General features: G+C 62.1%; 14 protein-coding genes. 13 read left to right on the top strand and 1 reads right to left on the bottom strand.

The genetic code is table 11. The features are described 5' to 3' along the window. From ACV4UY_RS06655 to ACV4UY_RS06690, 8 genes are all read left to right on the top strand, one after another. Positions 1–1258: hypothetical protein (locus tag ACV4UY_RS06655; protein WP_491606831.1), on the top strand; the 1258-nt coding region annotated here is incomplete at its 5' end. Between the two features lie 15 nt (positions 1259–1273). Continuing rightward, positions 1274–2827 carry a CYTH domain-containing protein gene (locus ACV4UY_RS06660; protein WP_491606832.1) on the top strand — a complete coding sequence of 518 codons (1554 nt, stop codon included), beginning with the start codon at positions 1274–1276 and terminating at the stop codon, positions 2825–2827. Between the two features lie 16 nt (positions 2828–2843). After that, positions 2844–3638, top strand: a complete 795-nt coding sequence (locus tag ACV4UY_RS06665; RefSeq protein ID WP_491606833.1) for an OmpA/MotB family protein — start codon at positions 2844–2846, stop codon at positions 3636–3638. Between the two features lie 34 nt (positions 3639–3672). Further along, positions 3673–4791 carry a tRNA 2-thiouridine(34) synthase MnmA gene (mnmA, locus tag ACV4UY_RS06670; protein ID WP_491606834.1) on the top strand — a complete coding sequence of 373 codons (1119 nt, stop codon included), beginning with the start codon at positions 3673–3675 and terminating at the stop codon, positions 4789–4791. 207 nt (positions 4792–4998) lie between these two features. Beyond that, complete coding sequence (locus ACV4UY_RS06675; protein ID WP_491606835.1) at positions 4999–5436, top strand: Crp/Fnr family transcriptional regulator; 438 nt, start codon at positions 4999–5001, stop codon at positions 5434–5436. A 240-nt stretch (positions 5437–5676) separates the two neighbouring features. Then, the gene (locus tag ACV4UY_RS06680; RefSeq protein ID WP_491606836.1) at positions 5677–6003 is read left to right on the top strand and encodes a hypothetical protein; all 327 of its coding nucleotides are present in this window, start codon (positions 5677–5679) and stop codon (positions 6001–6003) included. A 96-nt stretch (positions 6004–6099) separates the two neighbouring features. Next, the gene (gene trkA / locus ACV4UY_RS06685; protein WP_491606837.1) at positions 6100–7449 is read left to right on the top strand and encodes a Trk system potassium transporter TrkA; all 1350 of its coding nucleotides are present in this window, start codon (positions 6100–6102) and stop codon (positions 7447–7449) included. After that, positions 7446–8888 (top strand): TrkH family potassium uptake protein, encoded by a 1443-nt coding sequence (locus tag ACV4UY_RS06690; RefSeq protein WP_491606838.1) that lies wholly within the window; start codon positions 7446–7448, stop codon positions 8886–8888. The genes trkA and ACV4UY_RS06690 overlap by 4 nt, the downstream gene beginning before the upstream one ends. 110 nt (positions 8889–8998) lie before the next feature. Here the strand turns inward: ACV4UY_RS06690 and ACV4UY_RS06695 are convergent, their stop codons facing one another. Then, positions 8999–9208, bottom strand: a complete 210-nt coding sequence (locus ACV4UY_RS06695) for a hypothetical protein (protein WP_491606839.1) — start codon at positions 9206–9208, stop codon at positions 8999–9001. A 10-nt stretch (positions 9209–9218) separates the two neighbouring features. Between ACV4UY_RS06695 and ACV4UY_RS06700 the strand changes: the two genes are divergently transcribed. From ACV4UY_RS06700 to ACV4UY_RS06720, 5 genes are all read left to right on the top strand, one after another. Further along, positions 9219–10022 carry a dienelactone hydrolase family protein gene (locus ACV4UY_RS06700; protein ID WP_491606840.1) on the top strand — a complete coding sequence of 268 codons (804 nt, stop codon included), beginning with the start codon at positions 9219–9221 and terminating at the stop codon, positions 10020–10022. Between the two features lie 103 nt (positions 10023–10125). Then, entirely contained in the window at positions 10126–11484 is a 1359-nt protein-coding gene (locus ACV4UY_RS06705) for a TrpB-like pyridoxal phosphate-dependent enzyme (protein ID WP_491606841.1), read from the top strand. 497 nt (positions 11485–11981) lie between these two features. Next, the gene (locus ACV4UY_RS06710) at positions 11982–12791 is read left to right on the top strand and encodes a substrate-binding periplasmic protein (RefSeq protein ID WP_491606842.1); all 810 of its coding nucleotides are present in this window, start codon (positions 11982–11984) and stop codon (positions 12789–12791) included. Positions 12792–12809: 18 nt separating this feature from the next. After that, positions 12810–17012 carry a response regulator gene (locus ACV4UY_RS06715; protein ID WP_491606843.1) on the top strand — a complete coding sequence of 1401 codons (4203 nt, stop codon included), beginning with the start codon at positions 12810–12812 and terminating at the stop codon, positions 17010–17012. Further along, positions 17009–17929 (top strand): diguanylate cyclase, encoded by a 921-nt coding sequence (locus tag ACV4UY_RS06720; protein ID WP_491606844.1) that lies wholly within the window; start codon positions 17009–17011, stop codon positions 17927–17929. The genes ACV4UY_RS06715 and ACV4UY_RS06720 overlap by 4 nt, the downstream gene beginning before the upstream one ends. Positions 17930–18012: the final 83 nt, after the last annotated feature.

An 18012-nucleotide genomic window follows, 5' to 3' on the forward strand; every position in this document is an offset into this window, starting at 1 on the left:
CCGGATCGACGGCGGTTTGCAGGTCATGGAGGAGATCCGCGCCGGTCAGGGTGCGGTCGCGGGCCGGATCGACGGCGGCTTGCAGGTCATGGAGGAGATCCGCGCGGGTCAGGGTGCGATCGCGGGCCGGATCGACGGCGGTTTGCAGGTCATGGAGGAGATCCGCGCGGGTCAGGGTGCGATCGCGGGCCGGATCGACGGCGGCTTGCAGGTCATGGAGACGATGCGCGACGCGGACGCCGGGTTGGAGCGGCTGCTCGAAGGGGTTGGGCAGCGTCTGGATGCGCTGCGCGGCGGGTGGCGCGAGGGGATCGACGACATCGTGGCGCGGGTCTCGCAGGCGGCGAGCCAGTCGGATGGATTGTTGCGCGAGTTGCTGCTCAAGGTGGAGCGGGTATCCTCGTCCGGCGAGGAGGGGATGGCGCTGCTGTTCGGGGAGATGGGTCGCGAGATGGAGCGGATGCGTCGGCAGATCCGCGAGTCCGCCGGTCAGTTGACCTCGCAGACCCGCGAGTGGTTGACCTCGAACACCCTGGGTGGCGAGGAAAAGTTGCAATCCCTGGCGCGCGGGGTCTCCGAGGAGGTCAAGAGCGCGTTGCACACCCTGGCCGACGAACGCTCCCAGCAGGAGGGGGATCGGGAGAGCGTGCTGGTCGAGCGGTTGTTGAGCCAGACCGCCGAGCAGGCCGAGGGGGTGAAGGTGGCGGTGCTGGAGGAGCTGGACGAGACCGTCAAGCTGCTGGCCTCGCATCTGCGCGTTTCGGGCGAGGCGTTGGCACGTTCGCGGGAGGAGATGGCGCGCGAGGTGGTGGATGGCATCGCCGCGCGGATGGAGAGCGCCTTTGGCGGGGTGGCCGGGGAGTTGGCCGAGATGCGCGGTCGTCTGGAGGCCGAACGGGCGGCGATGGAGCAGTCGTTGCAGACCTGGGTGGCCGAGGCATCCCGCTCCACGGTCGAGGAGAGCCGGGAGTTGGCGCGACGGTTGATGGAGGTGCGCAGCCATTTCGACGAACGTCATCAGGGGGTGATCGGGGTGATCGACTCGTTGGGCAAAGGGTTGGAGCGGGATCTGGTGCAGCTGCGCGATGGTCTGTATCACAAGAACGAGGAGTCCACGCGCCACATGGAGAGCCACCTGACCGAGCTTGGTCAGCTGCTCGAGGGGGTGGTGACCTCGTTGGGTCGTGAGCAGAGCATCTTCATCGAGATGCTCGGCGAGCGGTTGGATACGTTGCGGCGCCGGTTGCGGGTCAAGTGACGGCGGGTGGCGGCGATGAACTTCGAAACGATACGCTTGCGGGTGAACGGTGCCGGTCGGACGACCTCCCTGGTCGATCATCCGGTGGTGCGCGCGGCGGTCTCCGGCAAGGCGCGGGTGGTGGAACGGGTGGAGAGCCTGTTCGATACCCCGGACTTGCGTTTGACCAGCCGGGGGGTGCGGTTGACGGCCTGGCGGTTGGGCGGGAAATGGATGGCCGGGGTCCGTTTCGCGCATCCCGACCAGGAACGGGCGCGGGAGTGGGGGTGCGGGGATGGCGACCGTCCCGATTGGAGCGAGCTGAAACGGCAGGTGCCGGAGATGCTTCTGGAGGGTGTGAAGGGCAAGGGACTCGTCTCCTGTTTCACCGTGGCGAGCCGCGAGGAGCGTTGGCGTCTGGAGTATCCGGACGGCACGCGGATCGTGTTGAGGGAGGTGCGTGGTCTGACCAGCGGGTCGTGGGGCGAGGAGCGTTGGCACGAGGTGGTGCTGGAGAGCGAGTCCGGGGTGACCGGGCGTTCTCTTCAGACCGCGCTGGCCCTGGCGCGTCACGGCGAGGCGGGTCTGGAGCCTTTTTCCGCTTTCGAGCGGGGGGTGGCGCGTTTGGATCCGGGACGGGTCGCGGTGCCGGAGAGCGTGGCTGGAACGGCTCTGTCCGGCGAGCGGTCGATCGATGGGCTGACCCGTCTGGGGTGGGAGCGACTGGTGGGGGTGGAGGAACAACTGGCACCCCTGCACGCCGGATCCGGAGCGCGGGCCGCGCGGGCCGCGGGTCATCTGTCCGAGGCATTGGGTGGTCTGGGGTTTCTGGTCACCTGGTGGGGGGAGTTCCTGCCGCTCGTCTGGCAGCGGGAGATGCTGGCGGAGTTGGCATGGGCGCGCACGGAACTGGATGTCTGTCGGGAGCGTGCCGGTCTGCTCGAGCAGTTGCGCGCCCAGTCGATCTTCATCACCCAACCCGAGCCCTTCTCCTCGTTGATCCAGGGTGCGGAGAGCGACCTGGAGCGGGCGTTGCAACGGGCCCGGCAGGCGATGGGATCGGTGCGTTTCGCCCGGCTGGTGTTGGGGATGGCCATCTGGCTGCATGGCTCGGAGGGGGTGCGGGCCGCGGCGGTGGAGAGCGACGCGGCCCACGCCGGACGGTTGGAACTTCCGGTCGAGGGGATGGCCCGCGAGCTGATGCGGGGATTGCATCGGGCCTGGCGCGGGGTGGTCAAGAGCGAGGGGGAGTTCGGCATCGGTCTGCTCGAGCCGACCCGCGAATTCGCGGACTCCCTGCTGGCGCTGGAGCAGGCGGTGATTTGGTTTGGTGGATTGTTCGCGGAGCGCAAGGCGGGTGGTTATTGCGCGGCGCTGGGCGAATTGGCCGGGGCGACCCGGATGTGGCGGGATCTGGAGGTGCGTGGACGGGGCTGGCGTGCCGCCCTGGCGGGTCACCCCCACGACGCGCGCCTCTCCGGTTGGCTCGAGGGGTGGCACGCGGCCCGGCTGGAGGGGGTGATCCAGACGTTTCGTCTGGCGCGGGAGCGGTTTCTGGCTGCCTCCGCGCCGTTCATCGGACGGGAATGAGAGGTGAGGTCGCGCCATGATGGTGTCAATCCGACAAGGGCGTCGATCCGGGGTCGATGAGGGGCCGGGCAATCCGTTCTGGATCAGCTACGCCGATCTGATGACCGCGTTGGTGATGCTGTTTCTGGTGGTCATGAGCATCTCCATGGTGGCGATCGCCTCGCGTCCCATGGTGGAGAAGCGTCAGCGCGCCGGGGATATCCGCATGATCCTTACCCAGCTCGATCTCATGGCCGAGGAGGCGGGTCTGGATCTGCGCGTCAACCATGAGGATCACTCGATCAATTTCGGCGACAAGGCCCGGTTCGCCTTCAACAGTTATCAACTCACCCCCGAGGCGGTGGAGACGTTGCGCGCTTTCGTGCCGGTTCTTCTGGAGGCCCGTGCCGGGGCCGAGGGCGAGTTGTGGATGGAACGGGTCCACATCGAGGGGTACACCGATGCGGCGGGGAGTTATCTGTACAACGTGGACTTGAGCCTCAAGCGGGCCCAGTCGGTGTTGTGCGCGCTGCTCTCCGTGGATCTGCCCCCGGAGAAATTGCGGCGCTTGCAGGAGTTGTTGATCATCGACGGGGCGTCGGTCACGGCCATCAAGTCGAGTCCCGAGGAGAGCCGGCGCGTGGAGATGCGTCTGGAGTTCCGGCGGGTCGGTGATGCCTCGAGCGTCAAACGTCCTCCCGATCTGCCCATGGGACGGTGCGCCCTGGCGATCGAGGAGGGAAAGAAGGGAGGGGTGAAACCGACCGCCGGCGAGGCGGGGCGTCTGCCCGCCTGGTTGGATCTGTTCCGCGAACAGTTGCTGGAACCGTGAGGCGGGTGATGCGCGAGTCGGCGAGCATCGTTCCATGACCGTCCGCACGGAGTCCGGATTCCCGGCATCCCTTCCCGCCACGTCGCGCCGTCGGGCGGCGGTGGCCCTCTCCGGCGGGGTCGATTCCGCGACTGCGGCAGCCCTGTTGCTCTCTCAGGGGTGGGAGGTGATCGGCCTGACCATGCGTTTGTGGGATCATGGACAGACCCTGCCTGGTCAGGGGCGCACCTGCTGCGCCCCGGAGGATCTCCACGATGCCCGCCGCGTGGCCCAAACCCTGGGAATCCCCTTCTACGCCCTGGATCTGGAGGCGTCGTTCCGGGAGGCGGTGGTGGAGGATTTTCTCGCCGCCTACGCCCACGGACGAACCCCCAACCCCTGCATCCGCTGCAATCAGCTTCTCAAATTCCGGTTGCTGCTCGACAAGGCCATGGCACTCGATGCCGAATTCCTGGCCACCGGCCACTATGCCCGCATCGAGCATGTCGCTGGGGTGCCGTGGCTGCTGCGCGGCAAGGATCCGAAAAAGGATCAATCCTATTTTCTTTTTGCCACCCGGATCGAGGATCTGTCCCGGATCCGTTTTCCTCTGGGCGGGATGAGCAAGGAGGAGACCCGGCGTCTGGCCGAGGGGTTTGGTCTGCATCTGGCCGAAAAACGCGAGAGCATGGATGTCTGTTTCGTGCCGGATGGGGATTATGCGGCGTTTTTCAAGCGCATGGGCCGGGAGGAGAGCCTGAAGCCCGGACCGGTCGTGGATGCGCTGGGCCGGGTGCTGGGCACCCATCGGGGCGTCGGGAACTACACCATCGGACAGCGGCATGGGCTGGGGGTGGCGGTCGGCCATCCGTTGCATGTGCTCGCCATCGAGCCGGACGCGAACCGTCTGGTGGTCGGACCCGCCGAGGCCCTGTCCCGGGACTCCCTGGAGGTGGAAGGGCTGCACTGGCTCGATCCTTGGCCGTTGCAAGATTCCATGCCGATCCTGGCCCAGCTCCGCCACGCCACCCCGCCGCGACCGGCCCGGCTGGAACCCCTCTCCGCCACGCGGGCGCGGGTGAGCTTCGATTCTCCGCAACGGGCGGTCGCGCCTGGACAGGCGTGTGTTTTTTATGACGACGACCGGGTTTTGGGTGGAGGCTGGATCGCCTGAATCCTGACCGTGGCAGGCCCGTTCGGGAGCTTCAGGTCGGGGGGTGAGGGGGGCATATCAAGATTTCATCAAGAAAGCAGACCCTCCCTATCGTTTGAAAGCAGGATTTGATAAGGTCTTGATCAGGAAACGGCGCAAGATGATCAAGTCCTGCTATAAACCTTTTGAGTGATACATGGTTTTTCAACCAGGACAACAGGTGAACGCATGATCATGCAACGTTTGCTCGACAATATCCCCTTTTTCTGGTCCTTCACCGATGAGGAGAAGGAGCAGCTCATGGGCCTGGATTGCTACTTCGAGACCTATGAGGCCGGGGAGTACCTGATTCGCGAGGACGCGGAGGATAATTCGCTGTTCATCATCCTGAAAGGCACGGCGAATGTCACCAAGAAGTCCCATCCGGATCGGGTGATCACCTTTCTGGAACCAGGCACGGTGTTCGGGGAGATCTCCTTTCTCACCCAGCGTCCACGCACCACCAACGTGGTCGCCAACGAAAAGATGATCTGCTTCACCATCACCAGCGATACGATGCGCGATCTGGATTCCCAGATGCAGCACAAGATCAAGGATCAATTGATCGAAATCCTGGTGCAGAGGCTGGATCAGATGAACCAGACCCTGTTGAACCTGGTGAGATGAACGCGCCATGAAAACGGATCAGGGAGGGAAAAGAGGGTCGCAAGCGCGAAAATGGGTTGACTTGCCAGGCAGCAAGGCCGATAAGATGCGTGAGTGGAAGTTTGTCGGGTTTTGTCGATGATCTTTAGGCATGGAACAAAAGACGTTCTTTTGGATTGAATCGGGTGTGACATGTTCAACGCCATACCAGCCATCAACCTCTTGGGGACAAGCAATCCGATGTTGGAGCAGTCCAACCTCGTGAAGGTGCCCCATGATATCCGCACGAACAATTCGGAGCGGCTGGAAGCGCGCAACGTCGAAACCGTCAAACAGAACGCCAAAAGTCGCAATGCCCGTCGTCGGCACGAATCCGAGGAGGAGGAACCCGAAGGGGGCGATGAGTCCCTGCCACAACCTCGCCACAAACCAACCATCCAGGAACGTCTTCTTTTGGCCCGGCAGGGCAAGGTGAGTCTCAACCAACGCGCGGTGAACACCTTGTTTTTGCAGCAGGCCAAGAGCGGTGGCGTTTCCAGGGATCCCCAATCCGATCCGGAACGCCCTTCCATAGACGTGGTTGCATGAATTTTTCCTCGTGAAGCGCCGTGAGGGCGTTTCACGACGGGAAGCGGCGTTTTTTCATCCGTTTTCATGCACGCTAGATCGGTTGGTTGGTTGAGCATGGAAATCATGATCGTCGGCGCGGGGGTGGTGGGCATCACCCTTGCCAAGAGTCTCACCGGTGAAGGCCACGGCGTGGTCATCATCGACAACGATTTGGGCGTGATCCGCCATTTGCAGGAGACCATGGACCTGCAAGCCGTTCACGGCGACACCTCGGACGGCGCCTTTCTGCTCGCCTCGGGCCTGGACAAGGCCAACATCATCCTGGCGGTCACCAATTCGGATGAAAGCAACATCATCATCACCCTGATGGCGCGGGCGGTCAATCCGTCGGCGCGGATCATCGCGCGGGTGCGCAAAAAGCAATTCCTGGACAATCCGGCCCTTGTGCGCGGCGACAGCCTGGGTGGCGCCACCATCTTCAGTCCCGAATACGCGGCGGTGGAGAACGTGCTCGACCTGTTGCAGGTCGATCAGGCCTTCGAGGTGGTGCCGTTCGACAACGGGTCGATCAGCATCGCCGGCTTCCGGCTCGGCGAGGAGAGTCCGTTGATCGGGCGACCGCTGATGGAGATCGCCGAGCTTTCCAAGGTCGGGGCCCTGATCGTGGCCGTGGACAAGGGGGGCGAGGTGGTGATCCCGAACGGACGCACGATCCTGAACGTGACGGATCGGGTATTCATCACCACCGGCGCCCGCACCGAACTCGCCAAGATCATCACCCTGCTGGGTCGTCGTCCGGTGCAGAATCGCAAGATCGTCATCGCCGGCGGCGGCTGGAAGGCCGAACAGATCGCCGCGCGCATCGAAAAGGAGGGGATTCCGGTCTTCATTCTGGAAAAACGGCTGGAGCGATGTCAGGAGTTGGCGGCCAACCTCGAGGAGACCGCGGTGCTGCATTCCGACGCCACGGATCCGGAAACCATCCAGAAGATCGCCCAGGGCACCTCGACCTTCATTGCCGTGACCGGCCAGCAGGAGGTCAATCTGGTTCTTTGCCTTCTGGCGCGCAAGTTCGGCGCGCGCCGTTCCATCGCCCTGATGGACAACGAAGCCTATCTCACCATGGCCCCCTCGCTGGGGATCGACGCGGTGGTGAGTCCCAAGCTGGCTGCGGTGGGCAAGATCCTGCGTTTTCTCAGCCATGGCAAGGTCATCGATGCCGCGATGATGCTCAATGGCCGGCTGGACGCGGTGTACGTCGAAATTCAGGAACATTCACGCATGCTCGGCAAGCCGATCAAGGATTTGGGCCTGCCCAGAACCTTGATCGTGGCCGCGGTGATCAAGAAGGGGCAGATGGCCGTTCCCAACGGCAACCTGGTGCTCAATCCAGGTGATCATGTCCTCTTGATCACCTATCCGGGCTCCTTCCAGCATATCGACGACTATTTGGGACGCAAATGAACCTCCTGTTCGATCTGCGCGTGTTGAGCCTGCTGATCGCCCTGATCACCGGGTTCGAGATTTTTCCGTTGCTCCTTGCCTTGTATCTGGGCGAGGATCCCATGGCGCTCATCCAATCGATCGCGGTCTCCTCGGTCGCGGTGGCGATCGGACTGTTCGTCACCCGCAAGGCCCGCCCGGAACTCACGCCGCGCGATGGTTTTCTGATCACCAGTCTCGGTTGGTTTCTGGCCGCCTTTTTCGGGGGGTTGCCGTATGTGTTCCATCCGGAAGGGTTGGACTGGTCCTCGGCCTTTTTCGAAACCGCCTCCGGGTTCACCACCACCGGTTCCTCCACCTTGACCGACATCGAGGTGTGGCCGCAGGGGATTCTGCTCTGGCGCAGCACCACCCATTGGCTGGGCGGCATGGGGATGATCCTGATGGCCATCGCCATTCTGCCGTTTTTGGGGGTGGGCGGCACCCAGCTCATGAAGGCCGAGGTGCCCGGTCCCACCAAGGACCGCATGACCCCGCGGCTGGCCTCGACCGCGCGCGCCTTGTGGGGAGTCTATACCCTGTTCACCGTGGTGGGCGTGGTGGGTTACTGGTTTTGTGGCATGACCTGGCTCGACGCGGTGAACCATTCGTTCGCGGCCATTGCCACGGGGGGGTTTTCCACCAAGAATCTGAGCATGGGGCATTTTTCCGATGCCGCCCAGTGGTGGTCGATCGTGATCATGGGTATGGGAGGCATGAACTTTCTGATCCACTATCGGGTGATCGCGTATCGGGACTGGAAGGCGTTCACCTATGAGGAGTTGATCGGCTATCTGGTGATCATCGGGCTGGTCACCTCCTTCCTGGTGGCCAAGTTGATCGGCTGGAACCCGATCTGGAGCCTTGAAGATGTGGTGCGCCATGCGTTGTTCCAGGTGGTGAGCATCATGACCACCACCGGTTTTTCCAGCACCGACTGGGAGCTTTGGCCGCCGGTGTTGCAAATGATGCTGGGTCTGGTGATGGTGGTGGGCGGCATGTCCGGCTCCACCGGTGGTGGTCTCAAGGTGGTGCGTGTGGTGGTGTTGCTCAAGACCATTCCGAGCGTCACCATGCGTCTGTTGCAGCCCAACCAGGTGGTGGTCCCGAAGATCGACCATCAGCCGATTCCGCGCGAAATTCTCGAGAATGCCGTGGCCCTGTTCATTTTGGCCATGGGGTATGTGTTGTTCGGGGGGATTTTGTTGAATGCGCTTGGCTTGGATCTGCTCTCCGCGATGGGGGCATCCTTGACCGCCTGGGCCAATGTCGGGCCAGGTTTCAACACGGTCGGGGCCATGGACAACTTTGCCCATGTCCCGGCTTTCGGAAAAATCATTCTGGCGTCGATGATGATCGTTGGACGCCTGGAGATCTTCACCATTTTGATGCTATTCTCGCATCGGTTCTGGAAGCACTGAATTCCGATCGTGAGGAGTCATAGTCCTGCCATGGACGATTCGGGGCATCATGTCGGGCAACCGGTGGACTGTCTGCGTTGCCGTCATTTTCGGATCACCTGGGAAGCCGATCACCCGCGCGGCTGTCGGGCCATGGGGTTCAAGACCGCGTTGTGGCCCTGGCAGGAGGTGTTGCGCAGTTCCGGTTCGCCGTGCATGAAGTTCGAGCCCAAGCCGGCGCGGGGGACCAGGGTGGACGGAGAGGTGGATGGGCCGGTGGTGCCGGGGAGTTTTTCGCGCAGGGCGTAGTTGGCCGGGGTCGGTTGATTCGATTGGATCATGAGGTGACACATGCGAGCGTTTCTCTCTTTGTTGATGCTGCTCCTGTTCGCCGGCTTCACCGGCGAGACGCAAGCCGAAAGCAGGATTGCCGGCCAACCGGTCAGCTACGCGGCCCAGGGCGTGACCCTGAAAGGCTACCTGGCCATCGACGAATCCCGCGCCGGCAAACTGCCCGGCGTGCTGGTGGTGCATGAGTGGTGGGGACACAACGAATACGCCCGCAAACGGGCGCGCATGCTGGCCGAGATGGGCTACGCCGCCCTGGCCGTGGACATGTATGGCGATGGCAAGACCGCAGAACATCCGGATGACGCCAAGGGGTTCTCCTCCGCGCTTTTCAAGGACTTTCCGACCGCCCAGGCCCGTTTCGAGGCGGCCATGGCCTTTCTGGCCCAACAACCCAAGGTGGACGGAACCCGCATCGCGGCCATCGGCTACTGTTTCGGGGGTGGCATGGTGCTCAATATGGCGCGCCAGGGCGTGCCGCTGAAAGGGGTGGCGAGCTTTCACGGCGGCCTGGATCCGATCGCGCCAGCCAAACCAGGCGCGGTGAAGGCCAGGATTCTGGTTTTGCACGGGGATGACGACCCGATGATTCCGCCGGCCAAGGTCGAGGCCTTTCGAGCGGAGATGAAGGATCTCGGAGCCGACATGCGGTTCGTCGGTTATCCGGGGGTGACCCACGCCTTCACCAATCCCGATGCCACGAAACTCGGCGCCCAATTCAAACTCCCGATCGCCTATCACGCCGAGGCGGATCAGAAATCATGGCAGGAGCTGAGCACCTTTCTGGCGGCGATTTTCAAACCTTGAAAATCACCCACGGTTGCATCGCGGGGGCGCGCGGAGTACTCTTCCGCCGGGGTGGGGACTTCATTCGTCATTAATTTTTGTTGCTTACAGAGGGTGAATTGCCATGGGTGATGTCAAGATTCTGCTCGATGAGTCGGAAATCCCGAAACAGTGGTACAACGTGGCCGCCGATCTGCCGGTTCCGCTGCCGCCGCCGCTCGGGCCGGATGGCAACCCGATCGGTCCCGAAGCCCTGACGCCGCTCTTTCCCATGGCGCTCATCGAACAAGAGGTCTCCACCGAGCGCTGGATTCCGATCCCGGAGCCGGTGCGGGATATCTACCGCATGTGGCGTCCCTCGCCGATGTTTCGCGCCCGTCAACTCGAACAAGCCCTCGGCACGCCGGCCAAGATCTACTACAAATACGAGGGGGTGAGCCCCGCCGGATCCCACAAGCCCAACACCGCCGTGGCCCAGGCCTATTACAACCAGAAAGAAGGCTGCCGCCGCCTGACCACCGAAACCGGCGCCGGACAGTGGGGCTCGTCGATCGCGCTGGCTGGCGCGATGTTCGGCCTGACCGTGCGGGTCTACATGGTGAAGGTGAGCTATCAGCAAAAACCCTTCCGCCGTTCGATGATGGAGACCTGGGGCGCCGAGGTGTTCGCCAGCCCCACCAACATGACCCAAAGCGGTCGCGCCGCCCTGGCCCTGGATCCGAACACCCCCGGCTCGTTGGGTCTGGCCATCTCCGAAGCGGTCGAGGATGCCGCCAGCCGCGAGGATACCCACTATGCCCTGGGTTCGGTGCTCAACCATGTGGTGCTGCATCAGACCGTCATCGGCCTGGAGGCGCGGGAGCAGTTCAAGAAGATCCATGAGTTCCCGGATGTGGTGATCGGCTGCTGCGGCGGTGGATCGAACTTCGGCGGCACCGCCTTCCCGTTCTTGATGGACAAGGCCGCAGGCAAGCAGGTCCGCCTGGTGGCCGTGGAGCCGGACTCCTGCCCGACCTTGACCAAGGGCCGTTACGCCTACGATCACGGCGATACCGCCAAGTTGACCCCGCTGCTGCCCATGTACTCCCTGGGCCACGATTTCATCCCGCCGGGGATCCATGCCGGTGGTCTGCGTTATCACGGCGATTCGCCCCTGGTCTCCCATCTGGTCCACCTCGGATTGATCGAGGCGGTGGGCGTGCCGCAACTGGCTACCTTCCAGGCCGGCGTGCTGTTTGCCCGCTCCGAGGGGATCCTGCCCGCACCGGAGGCCAACCATGCGGTGCGTGTCGCCATCGACGAAGCGCTCGCCTGCAAGCAGACCGGCGAGGCGAAGACCATTTTCTTCACCCTCTCGGGTCATGGTCACTTCGACATGGCGGCCTACGATCGCTATTTTGCCGGTGATCTGGAGGATTATGCCTATCCCGAAGAGAAGATCAACGCCTCCTTGGCTTCCCTGCGTCCGGTCTCCCTGGGCTGAGGTGGTTTGATCAGGGGTGACCGTCAAGAGCATCGCGTTCAAGCGTGTCGCGTTGACGGTCAACCTCCCATCATGCACGTTACAACACTCCAAATCCTGGCGTTGCCCGCATGGGGACGCCAGGATCTCGGCAGGTGCCGCGCATGGGATCTGTCCAGAATTCCCCATCACACGCCAACGACTCCGGCGATCAATCTCCCTGTCGATCCGCCCAAGTCTCTCCTGTCAAAGGCCATGCGCCCCTGGAACCTGCATGATGGGGGAGAACCCCCTCCCCCGATCGTGGACCTCCCTGGCGGGCGTTTCACGGTATCGGCTTTGGTCGATTCAGGTTGTCAGGTTTACAATAACGGCATAAAATGGATCGTCCAATCGGGTGTTATTGATTGTGTCAATCTGTATTATATATATAATAAATCCGTGTGATGGTTTATATTCTGGTCTATCATGGGCCTTGTAACCAGGAAACCGTGACACCGCAGGGGAGAGGTTGATCCATGATGGCTCGCAATCGTGTCCTGGCCCTGCTGCTTGGCCCGCTCCTCGGTCTGCTGGCCGGGACCGGTGCCTGGGCCGATCCGGTGAAGTGTGGCGATCGACCGATCCGTATGGGATTCTACGAAAACGGCTTTTTGTACGACAAAGGGGTCGGAATCAACCAGGATATCGTCGAGGAGTTGCGCAATCGGAGTGGCTGCCGGTTCGCAATCCAGGTGATGACACGGGCACGCATCTGGGCCGATCTGGCCTCGGGCGATCTGGACATGAGCGTCTCCGGGCTGAAAACCGCCGAGCGGGACACGTTGTTCTGGTTTCTCGACTACATGCGCATGAAGACCTATGCGATCGTCCACAACGACGTGGCAAGCCGGGTGCAGAGCGCCCGGGAGTTCCTGCATCAAACCCGGTTGCAGATCGGGGTGGTCAGCTCCTTGAAATATGGCGGGACGCACGATCCGTGGTTGGATCAACTGCGACTGGCCGATCGTGTCCAGGAGACGCCGGAGGCGGAATCGATCTTTCGAAAACTCCAGAGCCATCGGGTGGATGTGGTGTTCGCCCAACCACCGGTGTACCGGAAATATCTGCGCGATCTGGCCATGGACGATCTGGTGGAGGTGCAGGACTGGTCACCCGAAGAGAAGGGGCAATCCCATGGTCTGGTGCTGTCCCGGATCCGGTATGATGCCATGGATGTCGAACAGTGGCGTGCCTTGATGGAAGAGATGAAACGGGAGGGTGTGTTGCGCACGATCTTCTTGAAATATCTCCCGGCCAAGGATGCGGATGCGATGTTGTCTGAATGAATTCGGCTGGGGTGATCGATGGGCGCATCCTTTGGTTGGAAACGGGTCGTGGTTCCGGAGCATGGTGGCAACGCGACGCTTTCCAAGGTTCTTTTGCGCAAGCTGTTGCTGGCCTATCTGCTGTTCGCGCTGGCCCTGGTCGGTTTACAGTTGGGAATGGCCTATCGGGATGCGCGCAATGCCACTCTGGAGACGCTGAAGACTCTGGCCGACATCTCCGCAAACGGGGCGGCGTCGGCGATTTGGGACTATCAACAGCATCTGTTGCAAGCCCAGGCCGCCGGCATCGGTACCCATCCGGTGGTGGTTCATGTTCAGATCCGCGATCTCAAGGGAGAGATGAACGCGGTCTGGAGTCGGGATGGCGAGGATAAACCCGATCCGGACCTGACCGTGCATCGGAGTTTGCGGCGCGATGCCGATCCGGGGCGCCCCCTTGGGGAGCTGGTCATCGCCTCGAATCATGCCAAGGTTCTGGCGGATTTGCAGAAAACCATGCGTCAGGTCGCGGTTTCGGTGGTCGGACTGCTGATTCTGCTGCTGGTGACCCAGTGGTTGTTGACCCGCTCCCTGGTGGTGCGTCCCCTGATGCGCTTTACCCGTCAGGTGGCCAACGTCACCGAACAGGGCCAGACCATCGAATCCGATGGATCACGGGATATCGCCGAGTTCGTCACGCTGCGCCAGGTGTTCAACCAGCTCATGCACCAGGTGCATGAGAGTCACGCGCGTATCGCCGAGCAGAATCTGGGGCTGGAACAACGGGTCGCGGCGCGTACCCAGGAGCTGCAACTCAGCAAGGAGCAGTACAACGATCTGATCGAACGCATCCCGATCGGGGTGTATCAATTCCGCGTGAGTGCGGAAGGGGGCAAACGATTCGAATACGTCAGCGCCCGCTTCTGTGCCATGTTTCGTCTGGAACCCGGCGAGATCCTCACCAATCCCTCCCGCCCCTTCTCCCTGGTCCATCCCGAGGATCGCGTCTCCTTTCTGGAGGCCAACCAGGAGGCGGCGCTCACCTTGAAGGCGTTCTTGTGGAAAGGACGCTTCACCATCGGCGACGAGATCCGCTGGCTGCGGATCGAATCCACCGGCAAGGCCCTGCGGAATGGGGATGCCATGTGGAACGGCATCGTCAGCGACATCACCGAGCGGATGCGCATCGAACAGGCCCTGGCCAAGAGCGAGCAGACCTTGCGACGCGCCCAGTCCGTGGCCAAGGTGGGAAGCTGGCATCTGGATCTGGACGACGGCGAGTTGGTCTGGTCTGAGGAGAGCTATCGGATTTTCGGTTTGCCGGCGGGCACGCCGATCACCTATGCGCTGTTTCTGTCGCGTATTCCCGAAGACGACCGGGTGGATGTGGACGGGGCCTGGCAGGCGGCGTTGCAGGGGGCTCCCTATGATATCATTCATCGTCTTGCCCTGGATGGAGAGATCAAATGGGTGCGCGAGCAGGCGGAAATCACCTTCGACCCCCATGGCGTGGCCAGGATGGCCTTGGGTACGGTGCAGGATATAACAACTCAGGTTTTGATCGAACAGGCGCGTCGCAACTCGGAGATGCGTTTTCGGAGCATTTTCGAGCAGGCCAATGCCGGCATCGCCTTTGCGGACGCCCATGGTAACCTGTTGCATTTCAATGACAGCTTTCAGCAGCTTCTGGGTTATCCGGAATCAGAACTGACGGGATCCAGTTTTGCCCGTTTTACCTACAAGGATGATGTGCAGGCGGAGATCGGGTTCATTCAGGAGATCCTGAACGGTGAACGCGACAATTACCGTCTTGAAAAACGGTGCCTGGTCAATGGCGGAGGGATCATCTGGGTCGATTTGGTGGTGAGCGCGATTCGCGACGATCATGGCGCGGTGAAGAATTTCGTCGGACTGCTGGTGGATGTGACGGAGCGCAAGGAGGCGGCGCGGGCGATGGAGGCGGCGCGTCTGGCCGCCGAGGAGGCGACCCGCGCCAAGAGTGAGTTTCTGGCCAACATGAGCCACGAGATCCGCACGCCGATGAACGCGGTGATCGGGTTGAGTCATCTTGCCCTGCGCGGCGACCCGCCACCTCGGCAGAGGGACTATCTGCACAAGATCCGCAACGCGGCCATGTCGCTGCTGGGGGTGTTGAACGACATTCTGGATTTTTCCAAGATCGAGGCCGGCAAGCTCTCCCTGGAGCACATTCCCTTCCACCTCGGGCAGGTTCTGGATGGCATCGCCAATGTGATCGCCTTGCGAGCTGCGGAGAAGGGGATCGAGCTGTTGTTTTCGGTGCCGCCGTCGTTGCCCATGGACCTGGTGGGCGACCCGACCCGTTTGGGACAGATCGTTCTGAATCTGGTGAACAACGCGGTGAAGTTCACCGAGCACGGCGAGGTGATGGTCTCGGTGACGGTGCTGGAGAGCCTGGAGGATTGGCTGACTCTCTCGATCGCCATCCGCGATACCGGCATCGGCATGAGCGAAGAGCAGATGGCCCGTCTGTTCCAATCCTTCTCCCAGGCCGACATGTCGATGACGCGTCGCTTCGGCGGTACCGGACTGGGATTGGCGATCAGCAATCGCCTGGCCACGTTGATGGGCGGAACCATCTCGGTGGAGAGTCGTTTGGGCGAGGGGAGCACGTTTACCTTCATCGGGCGGTTCGGACGGGCGCCTGAATCGCTCATCGAGGGGTATCAATCGCGCGAGGTGTGGTGGGATCTGAGCAACCTCCATGCCCTGGTGGTGGATGACAACCCGTCGGCCCGTGAGATCATGACCGAATTGCTCCACCACTGGTCGATGCGGGTGACCCAGGCCGCGGACGGCATCGAGGCTCTGGCGCAATTGGAGCGCATGGCCGATCAGGGTGAACCGTGCGATCTGGTGTTGATGGATTGGCAGATGCCGGAACTCGACGGGGTGGAGACTTTGCGCCGCATTCGCGCCTTGCCCCGTTTCGAGGCGTCGCCGACCATTTTTCTGGTGACCGCCTTCGGTGACGAGGAGGTGTTGTCGCGCGCCGAACGCGAGGGGGCGCGCGCCTGCCTGATGAAGCCGGTTGGGGCTTCGATGTTGTTCGATGCCATTGTCTCGGTGTTTCGAAGCGCGGAGAACGGATCCATCGTGGATGGTTCCACCGGAGAGTTGGCGGTGACGCTGCCTGGCATGCGGATTCGCGGAGCGCGGGTGTTGTTGGCCGAGGACAACGAGATCAACCAGCAGGTGGCCGAAGAACTGCTTGGCGACATGGGGATTCTGGTGGATGTCGTGGGTACCGGACGGTTGGCGGTCGAGGCGGTTTTGGCCCGTCCCGCCGTTTACGAGGCGGTGTTGATGGATGTGCAGATGCCGGAGATGGATGGTCTGGAGGCAACGCGGCGCATTCGCGCGGCCCTGGGCGACGGATCGCCGCCGGTGATCGCCATGACCGCCCATGCCATGGAAAGTCAACGCCAGTTGTGTTTTGCGGCGGGCATGGTGGATCATGTTGCCAAGCCCATCGATCCGGCGGTGCTGGGGGCGGTGCTGGGACGCTGGATCAAGGCGCGGGAGGCCGAGGAACCGGTGATCACCCGCCGTCCGTTGGTGGTCGAGCGCGAGGTGTTGCCGGATCTGGGGCCGGCTTTTGATCTGGAATCCGCCTTGACGCGGGTGAATGGCAAGCCGTTGTTGCTGCGTCGTTTGTTGCGCAGTTTTGCGGAACAGAACAGCGACGGTATGACGCGCTTGCGGGCGTTGTTGGATGCCCGCGGGTTGAAGGAGGCATCCCAACTGGTGCATGGTTTGAAGGGGGTGGCGGCGACGCTGGGGGCGGAGAGTGTGCATGTCGCCGCCCGTGAAATGGAGTTGGCGTTGCGGGAAGGGGCCGATCAGGGGACCATCGAGGGGTTGTTTGCGCCGTTGCGGACCGCGATGGAAGAGACCCTGCGGGCGATCGCCGGGATGGCTCCGGAGCCGGTTGTCCGTTCGGCTCCCGTCATGATGTCGCACACGTTGCCCTGGGAGGAGATTCAGGTCATGGCTGGTGAGTTGCGTGTGTTGTTGGAGCGCAACAGCATGTCGATCCGCAAGCGGTTTCCCCGCTGGAGCGAGTTGTTGGTGGGCAGTGGTTGCGAGGAGGCGCTCGGGGCCATGGAATCCGGCGTGGAGCGGTTGGATTTCGAGGCGGCAAGCCAAGCGTTGAATCGAATCATGGTGCATTTGCAAGGGGTTGAGGAGCAGTCACGATGAGTCTGGAACAACCTGGAACGATTCTGATCGTGGATGACGAGTCGATCAACATTGCGGTGTTGACCGACATTCTCGAGGAGCGCTACGAGATTCTTTTTGCCACCGATGGCAAGAAAGCGATGGAGTTGGCGAAGACTGCCCAGCCTGATTTGATTTTGCTGGATGTAAAGATGCCGGGCATGGACGGTCATGAGGTGTGTGCGCGACTCAAGGAGGAGCGTGACACGGCGAACATTCCGGTCATTTTCGTCACCGCGATGAGCGATGTGAACGACGAGGCGCGCGGTTTGGAGTTGGGCGCCATGGACTACATCACCAAGCCGGTCTCTCCTCCGGTGGTCAAGGCGCGGGTGCGCAATCAGATCGAGTTGAAGAACGCCCGCGACCAATTGATGCGGCTGGCCATCACCGACGGGTTGACCGGGCTTTCCAACCGGCGTCATTTCGATGGGGCGCTCGAGAAGGAGCATCAGCGTTTGGCCCGTTCGCGGGGTTTGTTGTCGTTGATTTTGTTCGATTTAGACCATTTCAAGGCGTTCAACGACACGTATGGCCATCTGGCCGGGGATGATTGTCTGCGTCAGGTGGGTGGGGTGGTGTTGCAGACCTTGACCCGTGTTGCGGATTTGGGCGCGCGTTACGGCGGGGAGGAGTTCGTCTGTCTGTTACCCGAGACCAGTCATGATGGGGCGGTGGTGATGGCGGAGAAGTTGCGTGCCGGCATTCAGGGGTTGAGGATTCCGCACGTCAAGTCGTCGGCGGCCAAGGTGGTGACCACCAGTCTCGGGGTGGTGACGGTGCGTTGCATTGCCGGGCGTTCGCCGTTGCATGTGGTGGCCTTGGCGGATGAGCAGTTGTATGCCGCCAAGTCGGCGGGGCGCAACCGGGTGCAGGCGTTGCGTTTCGATGCGCCGTAGGGGGTAGGGGAGAGATGAAGGGGGGATGGGCGATTCGCTTGGAATCGATTGTCTTCAACTGTGAAAAAAAAGAGAGTGTCTGG

The organism is Candidatus Magnetaquiglobus sp. (assembly GCF_058402785.1).